This window comes from Nonomuraea maheshkhaliensis (genome assembly GCF_039529435.1).
GTDB classification, from domain to species: Bacteria; Actinomycetota; Actinomycetes; order Streptosporangiales; family Streptosporangiaceae; genus Nonomuraea; species Nonomuraea maheshkhaliensis.
In genome coordinates, this window is the sequence record NZ_BAAAMU010000090.1 from 13,431 (window position 1) to 34,024 (window position 20,594).

Below are 20,594 nucleotides of genomic sequence, written 5' to 3' on the forward strand. Positions count from 1 at the left end.
ATGATCACGCGGGACGCACGCGTCACGGTCGCGCCGCACACGTGCCTGGCGACACGTACGCATGCGGACTCTGCACCCTGGGGCCCCGAGTCGGGCACGTGGCACTTGACCATCGGCGCTCGGCACGGGCCGGCTTGTTCCGCTCGTGCGCCGCACTGCGCTACGGTATGGCCCGGAGTGCCGGGAAGTCTGGTCGGCGACGTCTATGGTCGCGCGACCGAACGGAGCCTCCGCGATGGATGACGGCGTTGTCAGCATGTCCGGCAAGCCGCGACGCCGGACGATCTCATGATGCGGCGCCGCCCGGCTGTGCCGGGCCGTGGCCGGCATCCGGCCGTGGTCATCGCGGCCGGGTTCGGCTCGGCAGTGCTGATCGGGACGCTCCTGCTCGGCACCCCGCTGGCCACCGCAGACGGCGACAGCTCCCACTGGCTCACCGCGTTGTTCACCGCCACCTCCGCCGTCTGCGTGACCGGCCTGGTCGTGGTCGACACCGGGACGCACTGGTCGGTGTTCGGTGAAGTAGTGATCGTCCTGCTCATCCAAGCCGGCGGGCTGGGCATCATGACGCTCGCCACGCTGATCATGGTCATCGTCGCCCACCGCATCGGCCTGCGGGCCAGGCTGTCCGCCCAGTTGGAGACCAAGTCGGTGGTCGCCGCCGATCTGCGTCACGTGCTGCGCAAGGTCGTGACGTTCAGCCTGATCTGCGAGGCGGCCATCGCCGCCGTCCTCGCCGTACGGTTCATCACCGGGTACGGCGAGCCACTGGGCCGAGCCGTCTATCTCGGCGTCTTCCACGGGGTATCGGCGTTCAACAATGCCGGCTTCGCGCTCTGGCCGGACAACCTGATGCGCTTCGTCACCGACCCGTGGATCTGCCTGACCATCGCCCTGGCGGTCATCGTCGGCGGCCTCGGCTATCCGGTCGTCTTCGAGCTGCTGCGCACCTGGCGATACCCGTGGCGCTGGTCTGTGCTGACCCGCATCACCGTCGGATCGAGCGCCATGCTCCTCGGCGTCGGCACCCTCGCGTTCCTGATGACCGAGTGGCGCAATCCGGGCACGATGGGCCCGCTGGACGACTCCGGCAAGCTGCTGGCCGCCTTCTTCGCCGCCGTCATGCCGCGCTCCGGCGGCTTCAACACCCTCGACATCAGCCAGATGTACCCCTCCTCCTGGCTGGTCACCGACGTGCTGATGTTCATCGGCGGCGGCAGCGCCGGAACCGCGGGCGGCATCAAGGTCACCACATTCGGCTTCCTGCTCTTCATCATCTGGTCCGAACTGCGCGGCGAGCATCGGGTCAACATCGGCCACCGGCGGCTGCCCTCCGCGACTCAACGCCAGGCACTGTCCATCGGCCTGCTGGGCGTCATCCTGGTCACCCTCTCCACCTGGCTGCTGCTCATCATGACGCCACACGGCCTCGACCAGGTGCTGTTCGAGGTCATCTCCGCCTTCGCCACCAACGGCCTGTCCACCGGCATCACCGCTCACACCTCCCTGGCCGGGCACGTGCTGCTCAGTGTGCTGATGTACATCGGCCGCATCGGCCCGCTCACGCTGGGGTCGGCACTCGCGCTGAAACAGCGCACCCGCCGTTACGAACTGCCAGAGGAAAAGGTGATCCTTGGCTGACAGCCGGCCAGCGACCGGCCGATCATCCTGCTGCCCGTGACCGGGGCCACAGAGGGAGACCCCGCAAAACGACAAACAGGGATATTCGCGTACAGAAGTGGAATGCGGGTAGATTAGGGCGTGGTGTGCCGGGAAGCCTGGTCGGCTGTTCTGTCGCCGACCCTTCCTGGAGTCTCCCTTGACCCAAGCACCGCCACGTGGCTTTCGCCTGTTCAGCCCCGGTTCCTGGAGCGAAGCCCGACGTGTCGTCGACATCCTGCGCACCGAAACCGTCGGTGGCGCGCTGCTGCTCGCGGGCGCGCTGCTCGGCATGCTCTGGGCGAACTCGCCCTGGTCCGAAGCCTACGAAGGACTACGCGCCGTCAAGATCGGCCCCGCCGGACTGCACCTGGATCTGAGCCTGGCCACCTGGGCCGCGGACGGGCTGCTGGCCATCTTCTTCTTCGTGGCCGGCCTGGAGCTCAAGCGCGAGTTCGTCGCCGGAGACCTGCGCGATCCCCGGCGCGCCGCCATCCCGATCGCGGCCGCGGTCGCCGGGGTGCTCGTGCCCGCCGCCGTCTACCTGCTCATCACGAGCGGCGCCGACGCGGAGGCCGCCAAGGGGTGGGCGGTGCCCACCGCCACCGACATCGCTTTCGCGCTGGCGGTGCTCGCGGTCATCGGCCGCCACCTGCCGGCCGCGTTGCGCACGTTCCTGCTCACTCTGGCCGTCGTCGACGACGTGCTCGCCATCGTGATCATCGCTCTCTTCTACACCGAGCATCTCGCGCCGCTCCCCCTGCTGGCCGCGTCGGCTCCGCTGGCCGTCTTCGCCTTCCTCGTGCGGCGCGGGGTTCGTTCCTGGTGGCTCCTGCTGCCACTGGCCGCGCTGGCATGGGGTCTGGTTCACGCGTCCGGCGTGCACGCCACCGTCGCCGGAGTCCTGCTCGCCTTCACCGTTCCCGTCGCCGTGGGCAGGCGACCGGGTCCGGGCCTGGCCGAGCATTTCGAGCACCGGTTCCGGCCTCTGTCAGCGGGCGTGGCCGTGCCGGTGTTCGCGTTCCTGTCGGCGGGCGTGCCGCTCGGCGGGCCCGACGGCCTGGCCGAGGCGCTGGCCGACCCCGTGGCCCTGGCCGTCGTGGCCGGACTCGTCATCGGCAAGCCCGTGGGGGTCATGGCGGCCACCTGGCTGATGGCCCGCTTCACCCGGGCCGACCTCGACGAGAACCTGGCCTGGGTGGACGTGCTCGGCCTGTCGATCCTGGCCGGCATCGGTTTCACCGTCTCCCTGCTCATCGGTGAGCTGGCCTTCGGCATCGGCAGCGAACGCGACGGCCTGACCAAGATCGCGGTGCTGACCGGCTCCCTCGCCGCGGCCCTTCTCGCCGCCGCGATCCTCCGCCTGCGCAACAACGCGTACCGCCGCATCGAGCAAGCCTCCTTCGCGGAGGAATGACCGGGACGGCCGGTGACGGACGACGCCTTCCCTTCTGGTGAAGAGCCGACGACGCCGTTACCGTCGCTCGTGGAGCGCCGGGAAGTCTGGTCGGCAACGTCGTATCGGACCAGCCTCGTGGAGGCGCCTCATGGCGAACACGCCGCCGTTCTCATCAGCGGCTTGACCAAGCATTACGGCAAGCTCCGTGCCCTGGACGGGCTCGACCTGACCGTACGGACCGGCGAGGTGCACGGCTTCCTCGGCCCGAACGGCTCGGGCAAGACCACCACGTCGTCCTGTGGCCCGTGCTGTCCGGCGGGGAGGCCATCGACCTGCTCGGCCGGTTGCGCGGCGGGCTCGACCCACGGCGCAAGGCGGCGCCGATGGACCGCTTCGACCTCGATCCCAGCAGGAAGGGCCGCTCCTGCTCGAAGCGCAACCGGCAGAAGGTGGCTCTGATCGCCGCGCTCGCATCGGACGTCGAACTGCTGCTGCTCGACGAGCCCACCTCGGGCCTGGCAGCGTCGGCTCGTGGTCAGGCGAGGTGAGCCCGAACGGGGAATCTCGCGGGGCCGCCTGGCCCTCACCTCACCGGCCGAGCTCGAAGGAGCGCCTCATGCATCCCATCCTGAACACGATCGACAGCGTGGCGTCCGACTTGGACGCTTCGATCGCCTTCTACGCCCGTCTGGGCCTGGAGTGCAAGCTCGACGAGCATTCGCCCGAGCACGCCGGCTGCGATCTGCCGGACGGGCTGCACGTCATGCTGGACACCGAGGGCTTCCGCACGCGGTTCCTGCCCGGCTGGAGCGCGCCGACCGGCGGGCCGCGTACCCTGCCGTGCTTCGAGTTCGACACCCCGTCCGGGGTGGACGCCACGTACTCCGAGCTCGTCACGGCGGGCCACCGGGGATCGCCGAGCCGTACGACGCGTTCTTCGCCGACCACGCCGACAAGATCACCCACCACGCGCACTGTGGCGCCGGTGCGCACCGCCACCACAGTGCGCCTGGGCCACCGCCGCCCTCTTCGTCACCACGGGGATCCTGCTGGTCGCCGGGGTCGTCCTGATCCTGGTAGGAGTACGCCTCGCCACCGCCCGCCGACCATCCGAGACAACCCGAGCCGGTCCCGTGACCGTGCTCGACCCGGCTGCTCCAGCGGCCGCATACCACCTCGCCACGTGGGGAGGAGTCCCTTTGGCAGGTACATCGGGACATTCGCCTCTGCCGTCCCGACGTACCGGGCGGTGCGATGAAAGCACGTGAACCATCGTGAAGGGGGAAATGATCATGGAAGCCAAGCAATGGACCGTGCAGATCCATCTGAGCGAGGTCGGCGACGACACGCATGCCCGCGCGGTGCTGACCACCAGGGACGGGCGGGATCGCCTGACCGGCACCGGTCACGCCCGCCGTAACCCGGCCGACCCGTCGGTGCCGGAGATCGGCGACGAGCTGGCGGCCTCACGCGCGCTGGCCGACCTCGCCGACAAGCTGGCGGTCGTCACGCAACGCGACATCGCCGAGATCGCCGAGATCGCCGGTTCACCGGTCGCGAGCCGCTCGTGGTGAAGCCGCGAGGCAGCTCAGGAACGATGGGTCCATCGGCGCGCCCGCCAGGGCCGAAAGGCCCTGCATGGCGGCGTCGGGACAGGCGATCATGACAGTACGACACCCGCTGCGGCGGGGACGGCGGGCGGCCCGGAGCTCTGCCTCCGGGAAAGGCCCCGAACCGGACAACAGGAAAGCCCACGGAGTGGCTGCCAAGCCGCCGAGTCCCCATCCCGATGATGGCAGCAACCTCATGACAGCGACCCTGCTGGACGGCGGGTCACCCGCGCCGGACTCCCCGCCAGGCGGGTGCCGCCATGTCAGGTCAGGCCATGGGCTGCGCGACGTGCGCCTGCGGCCGCGCGTCGGCGCCCGATCATCTCGCAGCCGTTCTGGCCCGCGTACCCGACCGCCGAGCGCATCGCCCGCGCCCCCGGGCTGAAGCCGGCCGTCACCGCCGGCATCGGCTCCGACCACGTCGGCCTGGACGCCGCCATCGCCCGCGGCATCACGGTCGCCGAGGTCACCCGCTGCAACAGCATCAGCGTCGCCGAGCACGTCGTGATGATGATCCCGTCCCTGGTCCGCAACTACCTGCCCGCCCATCGGACCGTGCTGGACGGCGGCTGGAACATCGCCGCCGGCACCCGCGAGATCCTGGGAGGCGTGGCTGGATGGCACGGCGATCCGCGAGGAGTACCTGATCGCCGAGGGCGGCGCACTGGCCGGCACCGGCGCCCACTCCTGCTCCACCCGGGCCTGACCCGTCCCGTCCCTTCGGCCCCGGCCGCCGCCTCCGGGACCGAAGGGATAGGTCGAGGACGTCCGGGTCGACTTGAGCACGCCCGCTAGCGAGGGCCGGCGAAGACGCGCTCCATCTCGTGGATGCCATGCCGGTACCGCAGATCAGGCTGCTGATACGATGAAAAACTGACATTCAATCTTGCAAGTGCGCCAGGTAAGGTGAGGGCTGCAGCGACGTTTCGGATCAGTGAGACCGCGGCGCTGCTCGGGGTCGGCGGCCACGAGCGCGCGGCGAGTTACCTGTAAGGAGCCCTCTTGGTGTTCAGGCGTATGTCCCGATGGGCGATCGCCCTGCCCGTCGCGCTGGCGCTCGCGGGCCTGACCGGTTGCGGCTCCGGCGAACCGGCCGCGTCCACGGCATCCGGGGCCGCGTCCGCCTCCGCTACCGCAGCGGCGAAGGAGGTGACGGTGTTCGCGGCGGCGTCGCTGACCGGCACGTTCACCGAGCTCGGCAAGGCGTACGAGGCCGCGCATCCGGGCACGGCGGTGACGTTCAACTTCGGCTCCAGCGCGACCCTGGCGCAGCAGATCGTCCAGGGCGCGCCGGCCGACGTGTTCGCCGCCGCCAGCCCGGCCACCATGAAGACGGTCACGGACGCGTCCCTGGCGAGCGCGCCGACCACGTTCGCGAAGAACAAGCTGCAGATCGCCGTGCCCGCCGGCAACCCGGCCGAGGTGGACGAGCTGAAGGACCTCACCGACCCCAAGGTGAAGGTGGCGCTCTGCGCCGAGCAGGTGCCGTGCGGCGAGGCGGCCGTCGAGGCCCTCGACGCGGCCAAGCTGGAGGTCAAGCCGGTCACCCTGGAGCAGGACGTCAAGGCCACGCTGACCAAGGTGGAGCTGGGCGAGGTGGACGCGGCGCTGGTCTACAAGACGGACGTGATCGCCTCCGCCGGGAAGGTGCAGGGCATCGCGTTCCCCGAGGCCGACCAGGCGATCAACGACTACCCGATCGCCACCCTGGCCAAGGCGCCGGCCGGCGACGCGGCCAAGCGGTTCGTGGACCTGGTGCTGTCGCAGCAGGGCAAGGACGTACTGACCAAGGCCGGCTTCGAAGCCCCCTGACGAGCTCGCCCGAGAGCGAAAGGCGGGCCGGGAACCGAAGATGGGCGCGGGCGGCACGTGCCAGGCGGGAACCTGCACACCTTCGCCCGCGCTCACCCTGGCGCCGGTGCCACCAGGCCACAGCACGGCACTGTCACTGCCAGCGCAGACCCGACCTCGCGAAATGTCACCGGAGTACTCGGCGGCCCGGCCAATGGTTCCACCGCCGGATTCCGTCCTAGGTCTGGGCGAACATCCGGGGGCGAGCGCGCAGGACCACGACGTTCGGCCCGGATTCGTCCAGTGCGTCCGTGAGCTGCCCAGCCAGGGTGGCAGGGGTGGCGGTCCGGGCGGGGATGCCGAACGAGGCGGCCAGGGCGGTGAAGTCCGGCCTGACCAGTTCGGTGCCGGTAGGGGCGCCGAACGCGTCCGTCATGTACTCGCGCAGGATCCCGTAACCCCCGTCGTCGACGATCAGCCAGGTGACGTCCAGGTCGTGCTGGCGCATGGTGGCGAGCTCGGCCAGGCCGTACATCGCCCCGCCGTCGCCGGAGATCGCGAGCGCGCGCCGGCCCGAGGAGGCCGCGCCGAGCGCGGCGGGCAGCGCGTAGCCGAGGCCGCCCGCGCCCTGCGCCGACCACATGGGGCCGGGGAAGGCCGACCATGCCCAGTAGGTCAGGATCGTCATGTCCCAGAACGACAGCACGCCGGTGGGGATGGCCTCCAGGAGCGCGAACTCCTCCTCGTGGCCGCTGAGCCGATCACGCACCCGCCGCAGGACGCCGGCCACGGCCGTTTCCGCGCGCCCGTCGGCTTCCCTCGGCCGCACCGCCTCGGCGAGCGCGCCCAGCGTCACCTTGGCGTCGGCGTGCACGGCGAGCGAACCGCTCGTGTTGGCCTCCAGCTTTCCCGAATCGGCCTCGATGTGGATGACCCGGCCCTTCGGGCGCATCGTGTGGTAGTTGCTGGACAACTCCCCCAGCCCGGTGCCCGCGACCAGCAGCACGTCCGCCTGCTCCAGGAAGTCCGTGACGTACCGGTCCTCCAGCCACGACCGCAGCGACAACGGGTGCTCATGGGGGAAGACGCCCTTCGCGGCGAACGTGGTGGCCACCGGCGAGCGCAGCTTCTCGGCCAGGGCGAGGAGCTCCGGCCCCGCCCCCGACAGGGACGCCCCGCCGCCTGCCAGGATGACGGGGTTCGCGGCGGAGTCGAGCGCCTGCACGCCCTGCCGTACCAGCTCGGCACGGGGAAGGGGCATGCGCGGGCGCACGCTCAGGTCGGCCGGCGGCGGGACGTCCGTGGGCGCGAGCAGGACGTCCTGCGGGATCTCCACCCACGCGGGCCCCTGCGGCACGCCGAGCGCCGCCTCCCACGCCTGGGCCAGGGCGGAGGGAATCTGCGCGGCCGCCCGCACGACCTGGACCGAGGTGGCCACGCCGCGGAAGGAGGCCGCCTGGTCGGGGAGCTCGTGGAGGTAGCCCTTCCTGCGGCCGCCCAGCCCGTCGGACGGGATCTGGCTGGAGATCCCGACGACGGGCGCGCAGGCCAGGCGCGACTCCATCAGGGCGGGCAGGGTCGCCAGCGCGCCGGGGCCCGTCGAGACCATGAACGGGGTCACCGTCCCGGTGGCCCGCGCGTGTCCGTCCGCGGCGAAGGCGACGCCCAGTTCGGTACGGCAGCCGACGTAGCGCAGCGGGGAGCGGCGCAACGCGTCGAACAGCGCGAGCGCGTGCTGGCCCGGCTCGCCGAACACGGTCGTGGCGCCGAGCGCGGCCAGGGTCTCGGCGACCAGGTCGCCCCCGGTCCTCACGCCCGCCTCGCCCACGCGACCAGGTCGCCCGCCGCCCTCATGCCCGGCTCCGCAGCGCGAACAGGCTGATCAGGTCGTACGCGACGTGCGCGGCGGCGACGGCGGTGATCTCGGCGTGGTCGTAGGCGGGGGACACCTCCACCACGTCGGCGCCAACGAGGTTGCAGCCCGCCAGCCCGCGCAGGATCTCCAGCAGCTCGCGGCTGGTCAGGCCGCCCGCCTCCGGGGTGCCCGTGCCCGGGGCGTGGGCGGGGTCGAGCGCGTCGATGTCGACGGAGATGTAGAGCGGGCGCTCGCCGATCCGCTGCCGCAGGGCCTCGGCGATCTCGTCGGGGCCGCGGCGCATGACGTCGGCCGAGGTGACGATGCCGAAGCCGAGCCTGCGGTCCTCCTTCAGGTCGGCCTTGCCGTACAGAGGGCCTCTGATGCCGACGTGGCTGAGCGCCTCGGTGTCGAGGATGCCCTCCTCCACCGCGCGGCGGAAGGGCGTGCCATGGGTGTACTCGGCGCCGAAGTAGGTGTCCCAGGTGTCCAGGTGGGCGTCGAAGTGCAGCAGCGCCAGCGGCCCGTGCGCGCGGTGCGCCGCCCGCAGCAGCGGCAGCGCGATGGTGTGGTCGCCCCCGATGGTGACGAGCCCGGCGTCGAACTCCCCGGCCGCCTGCTCGATCGTCTCGATGGCCGCGCCGATGTCGAACGGGTTGCAGACGATGTCCCCGGCGTCGGCGACCTGGAGATCGGCGAACGGCGAGACGTCCAGGGCCGGGTTGTAGGGCCGGATCAGCTTGCTGCCCTGACGCACCGCGGCCGGGCCGAAGCGGGCGCCGGGACGGTAGGAGACCCCGCTGTCGAACGGCACGCCCACGATCGCGACGTCGGCCCGCTCCACCTGATCGATACGGGGCAGTCTGGCGTAGGTGTCGGGCCCTGCGAAGCGTGGCACCTGCGAGGCGTCGACGGGTCCCTGAGACATGAATCTCCCTTGTGAACAGCATATTTCGGCATAAAGGGCGCTATTGACACCCATGGCAACGCAGACCGCTATGTCGGAAAACCTCGTTTACCGGAAGGCAACCGCGTTGTCCGATCAGCTCTGGGGTGGACGCTTCCGCTCGCCGGCCGACCCGTCCCTGCTCGCCCTGTCCCGGGCGCCCGACAGCTACTTCCGCATGTCCCCGTACGACCTGGCGGGCTCGCGCTCCCACGTCCGTGAGCTGCACAGAGCCGACATCCTCGGCGAGGAGGAGGCGGAGCGGCTGCTGGCGGCGATCGACACGCTGGACGAGGACGTCCGCGCCGGGCGCGTCGGCCCGAACGACTACGACGAGGACGTGCACACGTTCCTGGAACGGGTGCTGGTCGAGCGGCTGGGCGAGGTCGGCGGCAAGCTGCGCGCCGGCCGCTCGCGCAACGACCAGACGGCCAACGACCTGCGGCTCTACCTGCGCGATCACGCCAGGAAGCTGGTGCTGGCCCTGGCCGGGCTGCAGGACGCGCTGGTGGCACAGGCCCGCGCGCACGTCCGTACGGCGGCGCCCGGCTTCACCCACCTGCAGCCCGCCCAGCCGATCGTGTTCGGGCACCAGTTGCTGGCCCACGCGCAGGCGTTCGCCCGCGATGCCGACCGGCTGCGGGACTGGGATCGGCGCACCGCCCTGTCCCCGCTGGGCTCGGCCGCGCTGGCGGGCTCGGCGATAGCCGTCCATCCGGAGTTGTCGGCGGCGGAGCTGGGCTATGACGGGCCGTGCGAGAACTCCATCGACGCCGTCGCCGCCCGCGACCACGTGGCCGAGTTTCTCTTCGCCGCCTCGATGCTCGCCGTGAACCTGTCGCGGCTGGCCGAGGAGGTCTGCCTCTGGGCGGCCCGCCAGTTCGGCTGGGTGGAGCTGCACGACTCCTTCGCCACCGGCAGCTCCATCATGCCGCAGAAGAAGAACCCCGACATCGCCGAGCTGACCAGGGGCAAGGCGGGCCGCCTGCTCGGCAACCTCAACGGCCTGATGGCGACGCTGAAGGCGATGCCGCTGGCCTACAACCGGGACCTGGCCGAGGACAAGGCCGCCGTCTTCGACACGGTGGACACGCTGGCGATCGTGCTGCCGGCCATGGCCGGGCTGGTGCGCACGCTGTCGGTGAACGCCGACGAGCTGCGCAGGCAGGCCACCATGGGCTTCACGCTGGCCACCGAGGTGGCCGACTGGCTCTCGCGGCGCGGCGTGCCGTTCAGCCAGGCCCACGAGATCACCGGCGCGCTCGTGCGTACGTGCGAGGACAAGGGCCTGGACCTGCACGAGCTGTCGGACGCGGACCTGGCCGCGGTGGACGCGCGGCTGACGCCGGAGGTGCGCCCGCACCTCACGGTCGAGGCGGCGCTCGCCGCGCGCACCGGCCACGGCGCCACCGCGCCGGAGCGGGTCCTCGAGCAGATCGACCGCCTCACCGCGCTGCTGGAACGGCAGCGCGCCTGGGCACGCGACTACGCCGGCCCCACGACGTGATCTCGATTCCGGACACCCCGGGCCTCGGCCCGCGGGCCCGCGAGCTGCGGCGCCGGCGCCGGCTCAGCCTGACCGAGGTGGCCGAGCGGGCCGGGCTCACCAAGGGCTTCCTGTCCAGGTTCGAGCGCGGCCAGGTGTCCATCTCGGTCGCCTCCCTGCTCCGCCTGTGCTCGGCGCTCGACCTGGACGTGGCCGACCTGTTCGACGGATCGAGCGGGCGGCTGGTCAGGGCCGGGAACCGGGGCAGGCTCGAGTTCGGCGGCACCGGCATGACCGAGTACCAGCTCACGCCGAAGGACGAGAGCAGGCTGCTGGTCCTGCTCAGCGAGATCGAGCCGGGCGGCGGGTCGGGCCACGAGCCGTACGCGCTTCCCGTCGACATCGAGTTCGTGCACGTCCTCAAGGGGCTGTTCACGATCGACGCCTCGGGCGAGCGGGTCGAGATGCGCGAGGGCGACTCGTTCCTGTTCCCCGGCGACACCCCCCACACCTTCACCAACCCCGGCGATGAGGTCACCCGAGTCCTGTGGGTGCTGGCGCCCGCGCCGGCCTCTCGCTCGTGAGGAGATCCCCATGTCCCTAGATGTCGCCCACCTGCCCCGGGTGGCGCGCAAACACTACGGCCGGTACGTGGCCGCGATCGTCGTGGTGGCCGTCCTCGTGGCGATCGTCGTCTCGTTCGCCGGCGGACAGATCGAGTGGAGCGTGGTCGGGCAGTACCTGACCGCGCAGGCCATCCTGACCGGCGTGGTCAACACCATCGTCATGGCCGTGCTCGCCATGATCGTGGGATTGGCCCTGGGTGTGCTGTTCGCGGTGATGCGGATGTCGCAGAACCCGGTCACCCGCGGCGTCTCCTACCTCTACACCTGGATCTTCCGCGGCACGCCGCAACTGCTGCAGCTCTTCCTCTGGTTCAACCTGGCGCTCGTCTTCCCCTACTTCGTCATCCCCGGCATCGTCGAGGCGCGCACGGTCGACCTGATGACCCCGTTCGTCGCCGCGCTGCTCGGGCTGGGCATCTGCCAGGGCGCCTACACCTCGGAGGTGGTGCGCGGCGGCATCCTCTCGGTCGACCACGGGCAGACCGAGGCCGCGCAGGCGATCGGGATGACGCGCTTCCAGACGCTGCGCAGGATCGTGCTGCCGCAGGCGATGCGGGTCATCCTGCCGCCGATCGGCAACGAGTTCATCAGCATGGTGAAGCTCACGTCCCTGGCCAGCGCGATCCAGTACCAGGAGGTGCTGCACAGCGCCCAGAACATCTACTACGCCAACAACCGCGTCATGGAGCTGCTGTTCGTGGCGACGTTCTGGTACCTGATCGTGGTCAGCCTGCTGAGCCTGGGCCAGCTGGTCGTCGAGCGCCGTTTCTCCCGGGGAGTGAAGAGATGATCAAGGCGGTCGACGTTCACAAGCGCTTCGGCGCCAACCACGTGCTCAAGGGCATCTCGCTGGAGGTGGCCGCGGGCGAGGTGCTGTGCGTCATCGGGCCGTCCGGCTCGGGCAAGAGCACGTTCCTGCGCTGCATCAACCAGCTGGAGACGATCGACGAGGGCGCCGTCTGGATCGACGGCGAGCTGCTCGGGTACGTGGAGCGCGGCGGGAGGCTGCACCAGCTCAGCGACGCCCAGATCGCCCGGCAGCGGCGCCCCATCGGGATGGTGTTCCAGCGCTTCAACCTGTTCCCGCACATGACCGCGCTGGAGAACGTGGTCGAGGGCCCGATCAGGGTGCTGCGCGAATCACGCGACAGCGCCCGCGCCCGCGGGCTGGAGCTGCTGGAACGGGTGGGGCTGAAGCACAAGGGCGACGCCTACCCCTCGACCCTGTCGGGCGGCCAGCAGCAGCGGGTGGCCATCGCCCGTGCCCTGGCGATGCGGCCGCGGCTGATGTTGTTCGACGAGCCCACCTCGGCGCTCGATCCCGAGCTGGTCGGCGAGGTGCTGGCGGTCATGCGCGACCTGGCCGGCTCGGGCATGACCATGATCGTCGTCACCCACGAGCTGGGGTTCGCCAAGGAGGTCGCGAACCAGGTCGTGTTCATGGACGACGGCCGCGTCGTCGAGACGGGAACGCCCGACCAGGTCCTGGCCAATCCCGCTCACGAGCGTACGAAGACCTTCCTCTCAGCAGTCCTTTAGGAGTCACCTTGTCTCGTCCCGTCCTGCTGCTCGCCTGCCTCGCCGTGGCCGCGACCGCCTGCACCGCCAAAGCGCCCGAGAACCTCAAGGCCACCTCGGACGGCGGCCTGCCGCCGAAGATCGCCGAATCCCGGACCCTGGTGGTCGGGAACGTGCCCAACTACCCGCCGCTGGAGTTCAAGGACCCCGCGACCAACAAGCTCACCGGCTTCGACATCGACCTCGGCGAGGCCGTCGGCAAGCAGCTCGGCGTCACGGTCAAGTGGCAGGAGACCTCGTTCGAGCAGCTGCAGAGCGCGGTCACCACCGGGCGGATCGACATGATCCTCTCAGGGATGAGCGATCTGCCCGAGCGCCGCGAGACGCTCGACCTGGTCGGCTACATGAGCTCGGGCGCGCAGTTCTTCTCCACCGCCAAGGTCGCCGATCCGAAGGACCTGTGCGGCAAGACCGTGGGCGCCAGCCGCCGTACCTCCTTCCCCGGTGAGATCAAGAAGTGGAGCGAGCAGAACTGCTCCGCCAAGCCGATCAAGGTCGTCGGCACGGAGGGCTCCGCGGACGCGCGCACCCAGCTCACCCAGGGCAGGCTCGACGCGGCGGTCCAGGGCAGCGAGACCCTTCCGTACATCTCCAAGCAGGACCCCGGCAAGTTCAACGTCATCGGCGAGCCGTTCACCCAGGTCAACCAGGCCATGGGCTTCGGCAAGCAGGACCCGCGCCTGCGCGACGCGGTCATCAAGGCGCTGCGCGCCCTGCAGCAGGACGGCACGTACGCGCGCCTGCTCGACAAGTGGGGCCTGCAGGGCAACGCCATCAAGCAGGTCACCCTCAACGGGGCCGCCGCGTGAGAGCCCGCTCGTGAGCCGATGGCCGCACGGGAAGAGGTCGTGCGTGTCGCTGGCCTTCGACCTCGACGGGCCGACGGGCGGCGCGATGCTGGACGGCAGCATCTGGGCCAAGCCCGAATACTTCACGCTCGGCTCGTACGGGCCGTGGCGGGCGCTGCCCAGGATCCTCGACCTGCTGGACGCCTTCAAGCTGCCCGCCACCTTCTACACCCCCGCCTGGATCGTCCAGACGTGGCCGCAGCGCTGCCGGGCGATCGTGGAGCGCGGGCACGAGGTGGCCCACCACGGCTACCGGCACGAGCCGTACTTCGGCAGGTCCGAGGCCGAGCAGCGCGACATCCTCACGCGCAGCCAGGCGATCTTCATGGACGTGCTCGGCGTCGAGGCGACCGGCTTCCGCACGCCGTCGGGCGACTGGTCGCCGGTGACGGCGCGGATCCTGGCCGAGGAGGGGTTCCTCTACTCCAGCTCGATGCGCGGCGACGACCGCCCCTACCTGCATCCCGGCGGACTGGTGGAGATCCCGGTCCGCTGGGACATGGACGACTACGCCTACCTCGCCTACACCCGCCGCCCCGACTACCCCGCCGGGCTCGACCGCATCGCGGGCTACGGCTCGACGCTCGACAACTTCAAGCGGGAGTTCGACGGCTACCACGCCGAGGGGTTGTGCCTGAGCACGTTGTGGCATCCCAAGGTGTCCGGCAAACCGGGCCGGATCCTGCTGCTGGAGCGGCTGTTCGAGCACATGCGCGGGCACGACGACGTCTGGTTCGCCACCGGCCATGACGTGGCCGCCTGGTGGAAGGAGCGACATGGCCTGGCCGGATGAGGCGCGCTGCGCCGTACTGATCACCGTCGACCTCGACACCGAGCTGGCGATCCTGGCCGCCGACGCGAGCACCCGCGACCGCGTCAAAACCCTCTCCGTCGGCCGGTACGGCGCCACCCGCGGCGTCGAACGGCTGCTCGGCGCGCTGGACGGGGTGCCGTCGACCTGGTTCACGCCCGGCATGAACGCGGGCCTCGTCCGCGAGGCGCACCAGGCCGGCCACGAGATCGCCAACCACGGCCACGCGCACGAGGACTTCGACCCGCTCGACCTCGCCGGACAGCTCGACGCGGTCAGGCGCGGCCAGGACGCGCTGGCCGAGGCCACCGGCTCCCTCCCACGCGGCTTCCGCACCCCGGCCGGCGAATGGAAGCTTGGGCTCGCGGCCGGGCTGCCCGCGCTGGGCATCGACTGGTCCTCCTCGTGGCGGGGCGACGACCTGCCCTACTTCCATCCGTCGGGCCTGGTGGAGCTCCCGCTCCACCACGAGCTGGAGGACCACCCCGCCTTCATGTTCAACCTCGACCCGCCCTTCCCCGCCGGGCAGTCGCGCATCTCCCCCTACGCCGCGGTGCTGGAGAACTGGATCCAGGAGTTCGACGCCTACCATCGTTTCGGACTGTGCTACGTGCTGCGCCTGCAGCCCGAGGTGATCGGGACGCCGGGGCGCATCGGGCTGCTGCGGTCGCTGCTGGCGGTCATGCGCGAACGGCCGGGCGTGTGGTTCGCGACCGGCAGCCAGGCGGCGGATCACTGGCGCGCCACCCGCACGGGCAACGAACCCGGCCATCCCGCCGACGTCTTCGCGGAGCTGACCTCATGACACGCCACCCCCTTGCCGAGCTGGCCGGTCTTGTCGCCGCGCCCGCCCCGTTCCCGATCGAGGTGATCGAACGGGCCAAACGGCACCTGCTCGACACGCTCGGCGCCGCCCTGGCCGGGGCCACCACGCCGGCTCCCGGCCTGACCGCGCCCGGGAACGCACCCGTCTGGGGCACCGGCCTGAGCGTGGCCCCGAGGGACGCGGCACTGCTCAACGGCATCGCGGCACACGCGCTGGAGCTGGACGACACCGGCGGCTGCGACCATTCGGGAGCCGTCGTGGTGCCCGCCGCACTCGCCTTCCTCAGCCTCGCCGACCGCCCGGTCCCCGGCTCCGAACTGCTGGCGGCGGTCGTCCTGGGCTACGAGGTGGCCCGCCGCCTGCTGGAGGCGTGCGGCGGCTACGCCGCCCACAACGAGGCCGGATGGCACTCGACGGGCACCTGCGGCACGTTCGGCGCGGCGGCGGCCGGCGCGCGACTGCTCGGGCTGGACGGCGCGCGGCCCGCCGACGCGCTGGGCCTGGCGGCCGGATTCTCCGGCGGCCTGTGGGCCTTCGTGCACGACGGCGCACCGAGCAAGCGGCTGCACGCGGGCCGCGCCGCCGAGGGCGGCCTGGCCGCCGCGCTGCTGGCGGCCGCCGGCACGCACGGGCCCGGCCCCGTCTTTGACGGCGTGTGGGGGGGGTTCCTGCGCACCTACGCGGGCCCCGACGCCGACCCCGGCGCGCTGACCCGCGACCTCGGCAAGGAGTGGCGGATCTCCCGCTGCTCGATCAAACCGTACGCGTCCTGCCGCAGCACCCACTCCTCCATCGACGCGATCGGCGGCCTGAACCTGCACCCCGGCGAGATCGCCCGCATCCACGTGCGCCTGAGCCCGCTCGTGGCCGGCATGTGCGGCGGACGCGACGTCTCCACCCTCCCCCGCGCCCAGCTCAGCCTGCCGTACGGCATCGCCGCCAGAGTCCTGTACGGCGACGCCGACCTGGCCGCCTACTCCCCCGAACGACGCGCCGACCCCCGGGCCGCCGAGCTCATGAACCTCATCGACCTGGAAGTGGACACGGCGATGGGCGGCATCGACGAGCCGGCCCTGACCGTCACCACGACCTCGGGCGCCGTCCGTCGCGCCAGGGTGAGGCATCCGCTCGGCTCCCCCGCCAACCCTCTCTCCGACGAGCGGCTCCTGGCCAAGTTCCACGGCCTCGCGCCGGGCAGGGAGCACCTGGCGGAGCACGTCATGACCCTCGACACCCGCTCCGACGCGCGAGACCTGCTCCCCCTTCTGTGCGGCGCGCGCTAGGACGGCTGGGCTTCACCGAGTACGGTCGCCTGCCCGCCCTCAGCGTGCTTGAAGGCGCCGCTGCTTACGGCGTTCCCAGGAGTTGGGATGCCGGATGACCACTCCTCCGGCGCCGCCGGTGCCGGAGAGGCGGACCAGCGGCGTCCTGGGGAGCCGCTGCGACGTCGTCTTGTCCCTGAACCCCCCGAGGCCCTCGGTCATCCGGGAGGTCTCCGCCGCCCAGCCGTCGGGGATGACGATCGTGACGCCGCCCATCTGACCTTCCGCCTCGATCTGGATCTCGGGCAGCCGGCATTCGGCCTGGGTGAAGTCGAGCTTGACGGCGCCCATCCCGCCGTACACGAGGATGCGCCCGGACACCTCCCAGGGCCCGGAACGGGTCAGGCCGTTCATGCCGCCTCTGAGGACCAGCGGCTCCTGATCCACCGGGACGTCCGGCGGCAGATCGGCGGTGAGGGGCGCCAGGTCGGCGTACGTCTTGGCGTTCAGCGCCAGGCCAAGCCGCGTGTCCAGCTCGGCGAGGTCGATCCGGCCCTCGGCGGCCGCCCGGTTCAGCCGTTCCACCACCGCTTCACGCTCGTCATGCGAGACGCGCCACTCCCCGGCGGGTTCCTGCGGGCCAGCAGTCATGTCCCAATAATACGGACAGGTGTCGCCTGTGGCGTGGTCGAGAAGCCTTTCACCGAACCACAACTTACAGCCGAGGCGTCCGCCTCTTCAGGAGAGCCGACGCCGGGCCAGGATCGCCATGCGTTCGCCCGCGAAGAAGGCCCGCGCGAGGCTGCCACGAACCGCCGCTCCGGCGCCCACGCACTTGGAGATGTAATGAACGCCCACCGTGACCACGACGGCGATGAACACGTACGCCCAGATGTCCACCAAGAGGCCGGCGGTGTAGCTGGAGGCGAGAATGATGATGAGCACGGCGTAGATGAGCATCGTCCACCACCATTGCTCGAACCCGCGGGCGAAGACCTTTCCGCGCTCGGGAATGGTGGAGAACTCCTTGCGTGAGTCGCGAATGGTCCGCGTCGCCAGCAGGAGCGTGACGCCGTTGCACGCCGTCACCGCGAGGGCGCCCGCCGCGGAGGTCCACGGCTAGGTCCAGTACAGCTCCTTCGAGAACGTCGAGAGAATCGTCGTGGGAATCGCCACCATCGCCATTGAGCCCATGAGGACTTCCGCCGTCGTCGCCAGCCCGCCGGGGACGGCCCTGACGGAGAGTCTCGCGAAAATGGTCTGATAGTACTTGGCCGCCGCCAAGCCCTGGCAGAACGCGATGATGTTGGCCGCGAGCCCGGCGTCGGCGGTGAACTCCGCCAGGTCCAGCTCGCCCGTGAGAAGGTCGTCGAGTTTCAGCAGCGCGGTCTTCGCGGCGATGAACCACCAGGACGCGGTGGCCAGCACCGAGAAGAGCAGCAGGTATTCCTCGCGCCGCGGTCGCCGCTCCCCCAGGTTCCGCCACGCCAGCACCTGCTTGAACTGCGTGGCCACTTCGCGCGAGGTGGGGGCGTATTTCGCGAACGGGCGGGCGAAGTCGTTCTCCTGCACCTCGGATTCCTGCTGTACCAGTTCGAAGTGAAAGTCCAGGTGCTCGCCGAGGGCGGCGAACGAGAATTCCTCGCCATCGGGCAGCAGCAACAGCCGTCGTTCGGGGCGCTCGTCTATCAGGTCTTCCAGTACGCGGCCCAGAATGGGGCTCGTCGTCCAGATCTCGTCGGGAGTCCTGCCGTCCCTCGGCGGACTGCCGGTCAGGATCTCCATCAGGATGATGCCCAGCGAATAGGCGTCCGCGGTGACGGATTCGGGCCGCCTGTTCTTGATCTCGGGCGCGATGTAGACCGAGTCGTCGTGCTCGGCGATGCCCACCTGACGGCTGTAGAGGTGATTGATCCCGAGGTCGATCAGGCGTACCTCGGCCGTCTCCCTGTCGAGGATGACGTTGTTGGGGGACAGGTCGAGGTGCTGGCCGCGCGGATTCTTCGCGTCCACCGGGGCGCCGCCGGCCAGCAGGTGGAGGGCGGTCGTCAGTTTCGCGGCGATCTGCTGGGCCTTCCTGAGCCGGGAGGCGATGCCGGGCTCTTCGGCCTCGAAGGCCGCCAGGTGCTCGCCCAGCGTCTCCCCTCGCTGGAACGGCATGACGACCCAGCGGTCAGAGGAGGAGATGGGCTTCACCACGACGGAGGTCATCTCGTCGGCGCCGTACGTGGCCGCGTACGTGTCGGTGGCCCTGGCGATGGCGGCGAGTTTGTTCCACGGGAAGAGCACGCATTTTATGGCCAGGAGCGGCCTGGCGCCCGCCTCGTTCACCGCCCGGCTGCCGCGGCCTTTCACGATGAACGAGGTGGTGCCCGCTTTGTGGTACTCGATGCTGCTGAAGTCAATGTCGTCCCACGTGCGCGCCTCGGCGGACTGTTCCGGGCGGTCCACCGGCCGGTAAACGACCCGGATCGCCTCCTTCAGCCACGGGTCGGCGAACAACTCCGCACAGTATTCGTCGGTCTCGCGCTGCGCCGCCAGGTCCGGCGACTTGAACCGGCGGTCCAGCAGCTTGACCGTCACGCACACCAGTGCCATGACGCCGTGGAGCAGCGAGCCGGGCAGGGCGGAGATCCTGCGCCGCGCGTCCTCGCAGGCGGTCATGAAATCGGTGCGCTGCTCCATCTCGTAATTGGAGATGTGGTCGAGGATGTCGTTGAGAAAGGCCTCGGCGCCCTTTTGCGTGGTCGCCTCGTCCTGCTCCATGAGGCGGCGCGCGCGCCGCTCGGGGCCAGGGTCCTCGATCTCCTGGAGCAGGGCTTTCGCGTACGTTCTCGCAGACATCCGCGCCATGAGCCGTCCCATCCGCGAAATGTGCGTTCGACGAGTCAAGCCCCTGACACGGAGAAGACGCGGCTCGTCCGGTCGCCATCAATCGGTTCGGATGGACTTCACCGAGGTGATCTCAGCGCGATAATTCGGGTGATCGCGGACGTTCGGGACGACGGTGCCGGCGTTTCGGGCCTCCCCCGTGCGCAAGTGCCGGGCGCGTTGTACGCGTCGTGCCTGCTCTCTCCTGATGGCCGGCGAGCGCGCGGCATTTTTTGGGCAGGCGCACTCCCGGAAATCCTGTCCGCATATGAGAATAGATTTCATGGAGGTCGTCGGTGACGGAATGATTGCCCGGGCTTTCGTCAGTTCAAGGATGCGGATGGACGTGGTGGTGTTCGCCGCCGGAGTGTCGCGGTCGACCACCACCGAAGCGACGGAGTTCGGCCGGGAAGCCGATCTGCTCCATGAGACGATAGGCGATGCCCGAGCCGGGCGGCGCCGGCTCCTCTACTTCTCCACCGCGTCGGCGCATCTTTACGGAAACGGCGACGGGTCGCCCCGTTCGGAAGAGGACCCGGTTCACCCCACCACCGCGTACGGCCGCCACAAGGTGGCGATGGAGCACCTGATAAGGACCTCCGGGGTGGACCATCTCATCCTCCGGGTGACGGAGGTCGTCGGGCCGCACCAGCGGCGGCACCAACTGCTGCCCGCGCTGTCCGACCAGGTGAACGAGGGTGTCGTGACCGTCTACCGGGGCGCGCGGCGCGATCTCGTCGACGTCGCGGACCTCGTGACCATCGCCGCGGAAATCCTTCGTGGCGACCTCCGTCACGCGACGGTCAACATCGCATCGGGCCATCCGGTGACCGCCGATGAAATAGTCTCCCATCTGCTGGAGATTTCCGGCCGGGCCGCCACCAAGGTCTACGTGGACGTCCCGGCCAACGACTACAATGTGTCGACGAAAAAAATGACACGGCACGCGCCCTCGACGGCCCGGATGGGTTTCTCGCCGACCTACTACAGAAACGTCATCGACCGCTATTACCGTCGCTGAGGGAA

Annotated in this window: 20 protein-coding genes and 1 pseudogene; 15 read left to right on the plus strand and 6 right to left on the minus strand. The window is 70.3% G+C overall.

All coding sequences use genetic code 11. From position 1 onward, the window contains the following. The first annotated feature begins 288 nt into the window (after positions 1 to 288). From ABFX54_RS40315 to ABFX54_RS40325, 3 genes and pseudogenes are all read left to right on the plus strand, one after another. Entirely contained in the window at positions 289 to 1,641 is a 1,353-nt protein-coding gene (locus ABFX54_RS40315; protein WP_346112111.1) for a TrkH family potassium uptake protein, read from the plus strand. 178 nt (positions 1,642 to 1,819) lie between these two features. Continuing rightward, positions 1,820 to 3,076 (plus strand): Na+/H+ antiporter NhaA, encoded by a 1,257-nt coding sequence (gene nhaA / locus ABFX54_RS40320; protein WP_346112112.1) that lies wholly within the window; start codon positions 1,820 to 1,822, stop codon positions 3,074 to 3,076. Positions 3,077 to 3,193: 117 nt separating this feature from the next. Further along, positions 3,194 to 3,576, plus strand: a pseudogene (locus tag ABFX54_RS40325) (ATP-binding cassette domain-containing protein); the annotation flags it as partial. 160 nt (positions 3,577 to 3,736) lie between these two features. On the opposite strand, the gene ABFX54_RS40330 reads toward ABFX54_RS40325, so the two are convergent. After that, complete coding sequence (locus ABFX54_RS40330) at positions 3,737 to 4,024, minus strand: hypothetical protein (protein WP_346112113.1); 288 nt, start codon at positions 4,022 to 4,024, stop codon at positions 3,737 to 3,739. Positions 4,025 to 4,350: 326 nt separating this feature from the next. On the opposite strand from ABFX54_RS40330, the gene ABFX54_RS40335 reads away from it, so the two are divergent. From ABFX54_RS40335 to modA, 3 genes are all read left to right on the plus strand, one after another. After that, positions 4,351 to 4,632, plus strand: a complete 282-nt coding sequence (locus ABFX54_RS40335; protein WP_346112114.1) for a DUF1876 domain-containing protein — start codon at positions 4,351 to 4,353, stop codon at positions 4,630 to 4,632. Between the two features lie 288 nt (positions 4,633 to 4,920). Continuing rightward, entirely contained in the window at positions 4,921 to 5,463 is a 543-nt protein-coding gene (locus ABFX54_RS40340) for a hypothetical protein (protein WP_346112115.1), read from the plus strand. A gap of 207 nt (positions 5,464 to 5,670) precedes the next feature. Beyond that, the gene (gene modA, locus ABFX54_RS40345) at positions 5,671 to 6,480 is read left to right on the plus strand and encodes a molybdate ABC transporter substrate-binding protein (protein WP_346112116.1); all 810 of its coding nucleotides are present in this window, start codon (positions 5,671 to 5,673) and stop codon (positions 6,478 to 6,480) included. Between the two features lie 217 nt (positions 6,481 to 6,697). Here modA and ABFX54_RS40350 read toward each other — a convergent pair whose 3' ends face one another. Both ABFX54_RS40350 and speB read right to left on the minus strand, forming a co-directional pair. Next, complete coding sequence (locus tag ABFX54_RS40350; protein WP_346112117.1) at positions 6,698 to 8,272, minus strand: thiamine pyrophosphate-binding protein; 1,575 nt, start codon at positions 8,270 to 8,272, stop codon at positions 6,698 to 6,700. Positions 8,273 to 8,309: 37 nt separating this feature from the next. Continuing rightward, positions 8,310 to 9,242 carry an agmatinase gene (speB, locus tag ABFX54_RS40355; RefSeq protein ID WP_346112118.1) on the minus strand — a complete coding sequence of 311 codons (933 nt, stop codon included), beginning with the start codon at positions 9,240 to 9,242 and terminating at the stop codon, positions 8,310 to 8,312. A 106-nt stretch (positions 9,243 to 9,348) separates the two neighbouring features. Between speB and argH the strand changes: the two genes are divergently transcribed. The 8 genes from argH to ABFX54_RS40395 are packed head-to-tail and all read left to right on the plus strand — an operon-like array spanning position 9,349 to position 16,718. Further along, complete coding sequence (gene argH / locus ABFX54_RS40360; protein ID WP_346112119.1) at positions 9,349 to 10,767, plus strand: argininosuccinate lyase; 1,419 nt, start codon at positions 9,349 to 9,351, stop codon at positions 10,765 to 10,767. Beyond that, positions 10,764 to 11,330, plus strand: coding sequence for a helix-turn-helix domain-containing protein (locus ABFX54_RS40365; protein ID WP_346112121.1), 567 nt, complete (start codon positions 10,764 to 10,766; stop codon positions 11,328 to 11,330). The genes argH and ABFX54_RS40365 overlap by 4 nt, the downstream gene beginning before the upstream one ends. Before the next feature lie 10 nt (positions 11,331 to 11,340). Next, entirely contained in the window at positions 11,341 to 12,162 is an 822-nt protein-coding gene (locus ABFX54_RS40370) for an amino acid ABC transporter permease (RefSeq protein ID WP_346112122.1), read from the plus strand. Continuing rightward, positions 12,159 to 12,911 (plus strand): amino acid ABC transporter ATP-binding protein, encoded by a 753-nt coding sequence (locus ABFX54_RS40375; RefSeq protein WP_346112123.1) that lies wholly within the window; start codon positions 12,159 to 12,161, stop codon positions 12,909 to 12,911. The genes ABFX54_RS40370 and ABFX54_RS40375 overlap by 4 nt, the downstream gene beginning before the upstream one ends. Positions 12,912 to 12,919: 8 nt before the next feature. Next, complete coding sequence (locus ABFX54_RS40380; RefSeq protein ID WP_346112124.1) at positions 12,920 to 13,759, plus strand: ABC transporter substrate-binding protein; 840 nt, start codon at positions 12,920 to 12,922, stop codon at positions 13,757 to 13,759. 43 nt (positions 13,760 to 13,802) lie between these two features. After that, positions 13,803 to 14,591 (plus strand): polysaccharide deacetylase family protein, encoded by a 789-nt coding sequence (locus ABFX54_RS40385; protein WP_346112126.1) that lies wholly within the window; start codon positions 13,803 to 13,805, stop codon positions 14,589 to 14,591. Beyond that, the gene (locus tag ABFX54_RS40390) at positions 14,575 to 15,414 is read left to right on the plus strand and encodes a polysaccharide deacetylase family protein (RefSeq protein ID WP_346112127.1); all 840 of its coding nucleotides are present in this window, start codon (positions 14,575 to 14,577) and stop codon (positions 15,412 to 15,414) included. Before ABFX54_RS40385 ends, ABFX54_RS40390 begins: the two co-directional genes overlap by 17 nt. Then, positions 15,411 to 16,718 carry an MmgE/PrpD family protein gene (locus ABFX54_RS40395; protein ID WP_346112128.1) on the plus strand — a complete coding sequence of 436 codons (1,308 nt, stop codon included), beginning with the start codon at positions 15,411 to 15,413 and terminating at the stop codon, positions 16,716 to 16,718. Before ABFX54_RS40390 ends, ABFX54_RS40395 begins: the two co-directional genes overlap by 4 nt. A 39-nt stretch (positions 16,719 to 16,757) precedes the next feature. On the opposite strand, the gene ABFX54_RS40400 is transcribed toward ABFX54_RS40395, so the two are convergent. The 3 genes from ABFX54_RS40400 to ABFX54_RS40410 all read right to left on the minus strand — a co-directional run bounded on the left by ABFX54_RS40400 (position 16,758) and on the right by ABFX54_RS40410 (position 19,541). Continuing rightward, on the minus strand, positions 16,758 to 17,348 hold the full coding sequence (locus ABFX54_RS40400; RefSeq protein ID WP_346112129.1) for a DUF1707 SHOCT-like domain-containing protein: 591 nt from the start codon (positions 17,346 to 17,348) through the stop codon (positions 16,758 to 16,760). A gap of 87 nt (positions 17,349 to 17,435) precedes the next feature. Then, on the minus strand, positions 17,436 to 17,786 hold the full coding sequence (locus tag ABFX54_RS40405; RefSeq protein ID WP_346112130.1) for a hypothetical protein: 351 nt from the start codon (positions 17,784 to 17,786) through the stop codon (positions 17,436 to 17,438). A gap of 30 nt (positions 17,787 to 17,816) precedes the next feature. Beyond that, entirely contained in the window at positions 17,817 to 19,541 is a 1,725-nt protein-coding gene (locus tag ABFX54_RS40410; protein ID WP_346112132.1) for a protein kinase domain-containing protein, read from the minus strand. Positions 19,542 to 19,851: 310 nt separating this feature from the next. Between ABFX54_RS40410 and ABFX54_RS40415 the strand changes: the two genes are divergently transcribed. Continuing rightward, positions 19,852 to 20,589, plus strand: a complete 738-nt coding sequence (locus ABFX54_RS40415) for an NAD-dependent epimerase/dehydratase family protein (protein WP_346112133.1) — start codon at positions 19,852 to 19,854, stop codon at positions 20,587 to 20,589. Positions 20,590 to 20,594 lie beyond the last annotated feature (5 nt).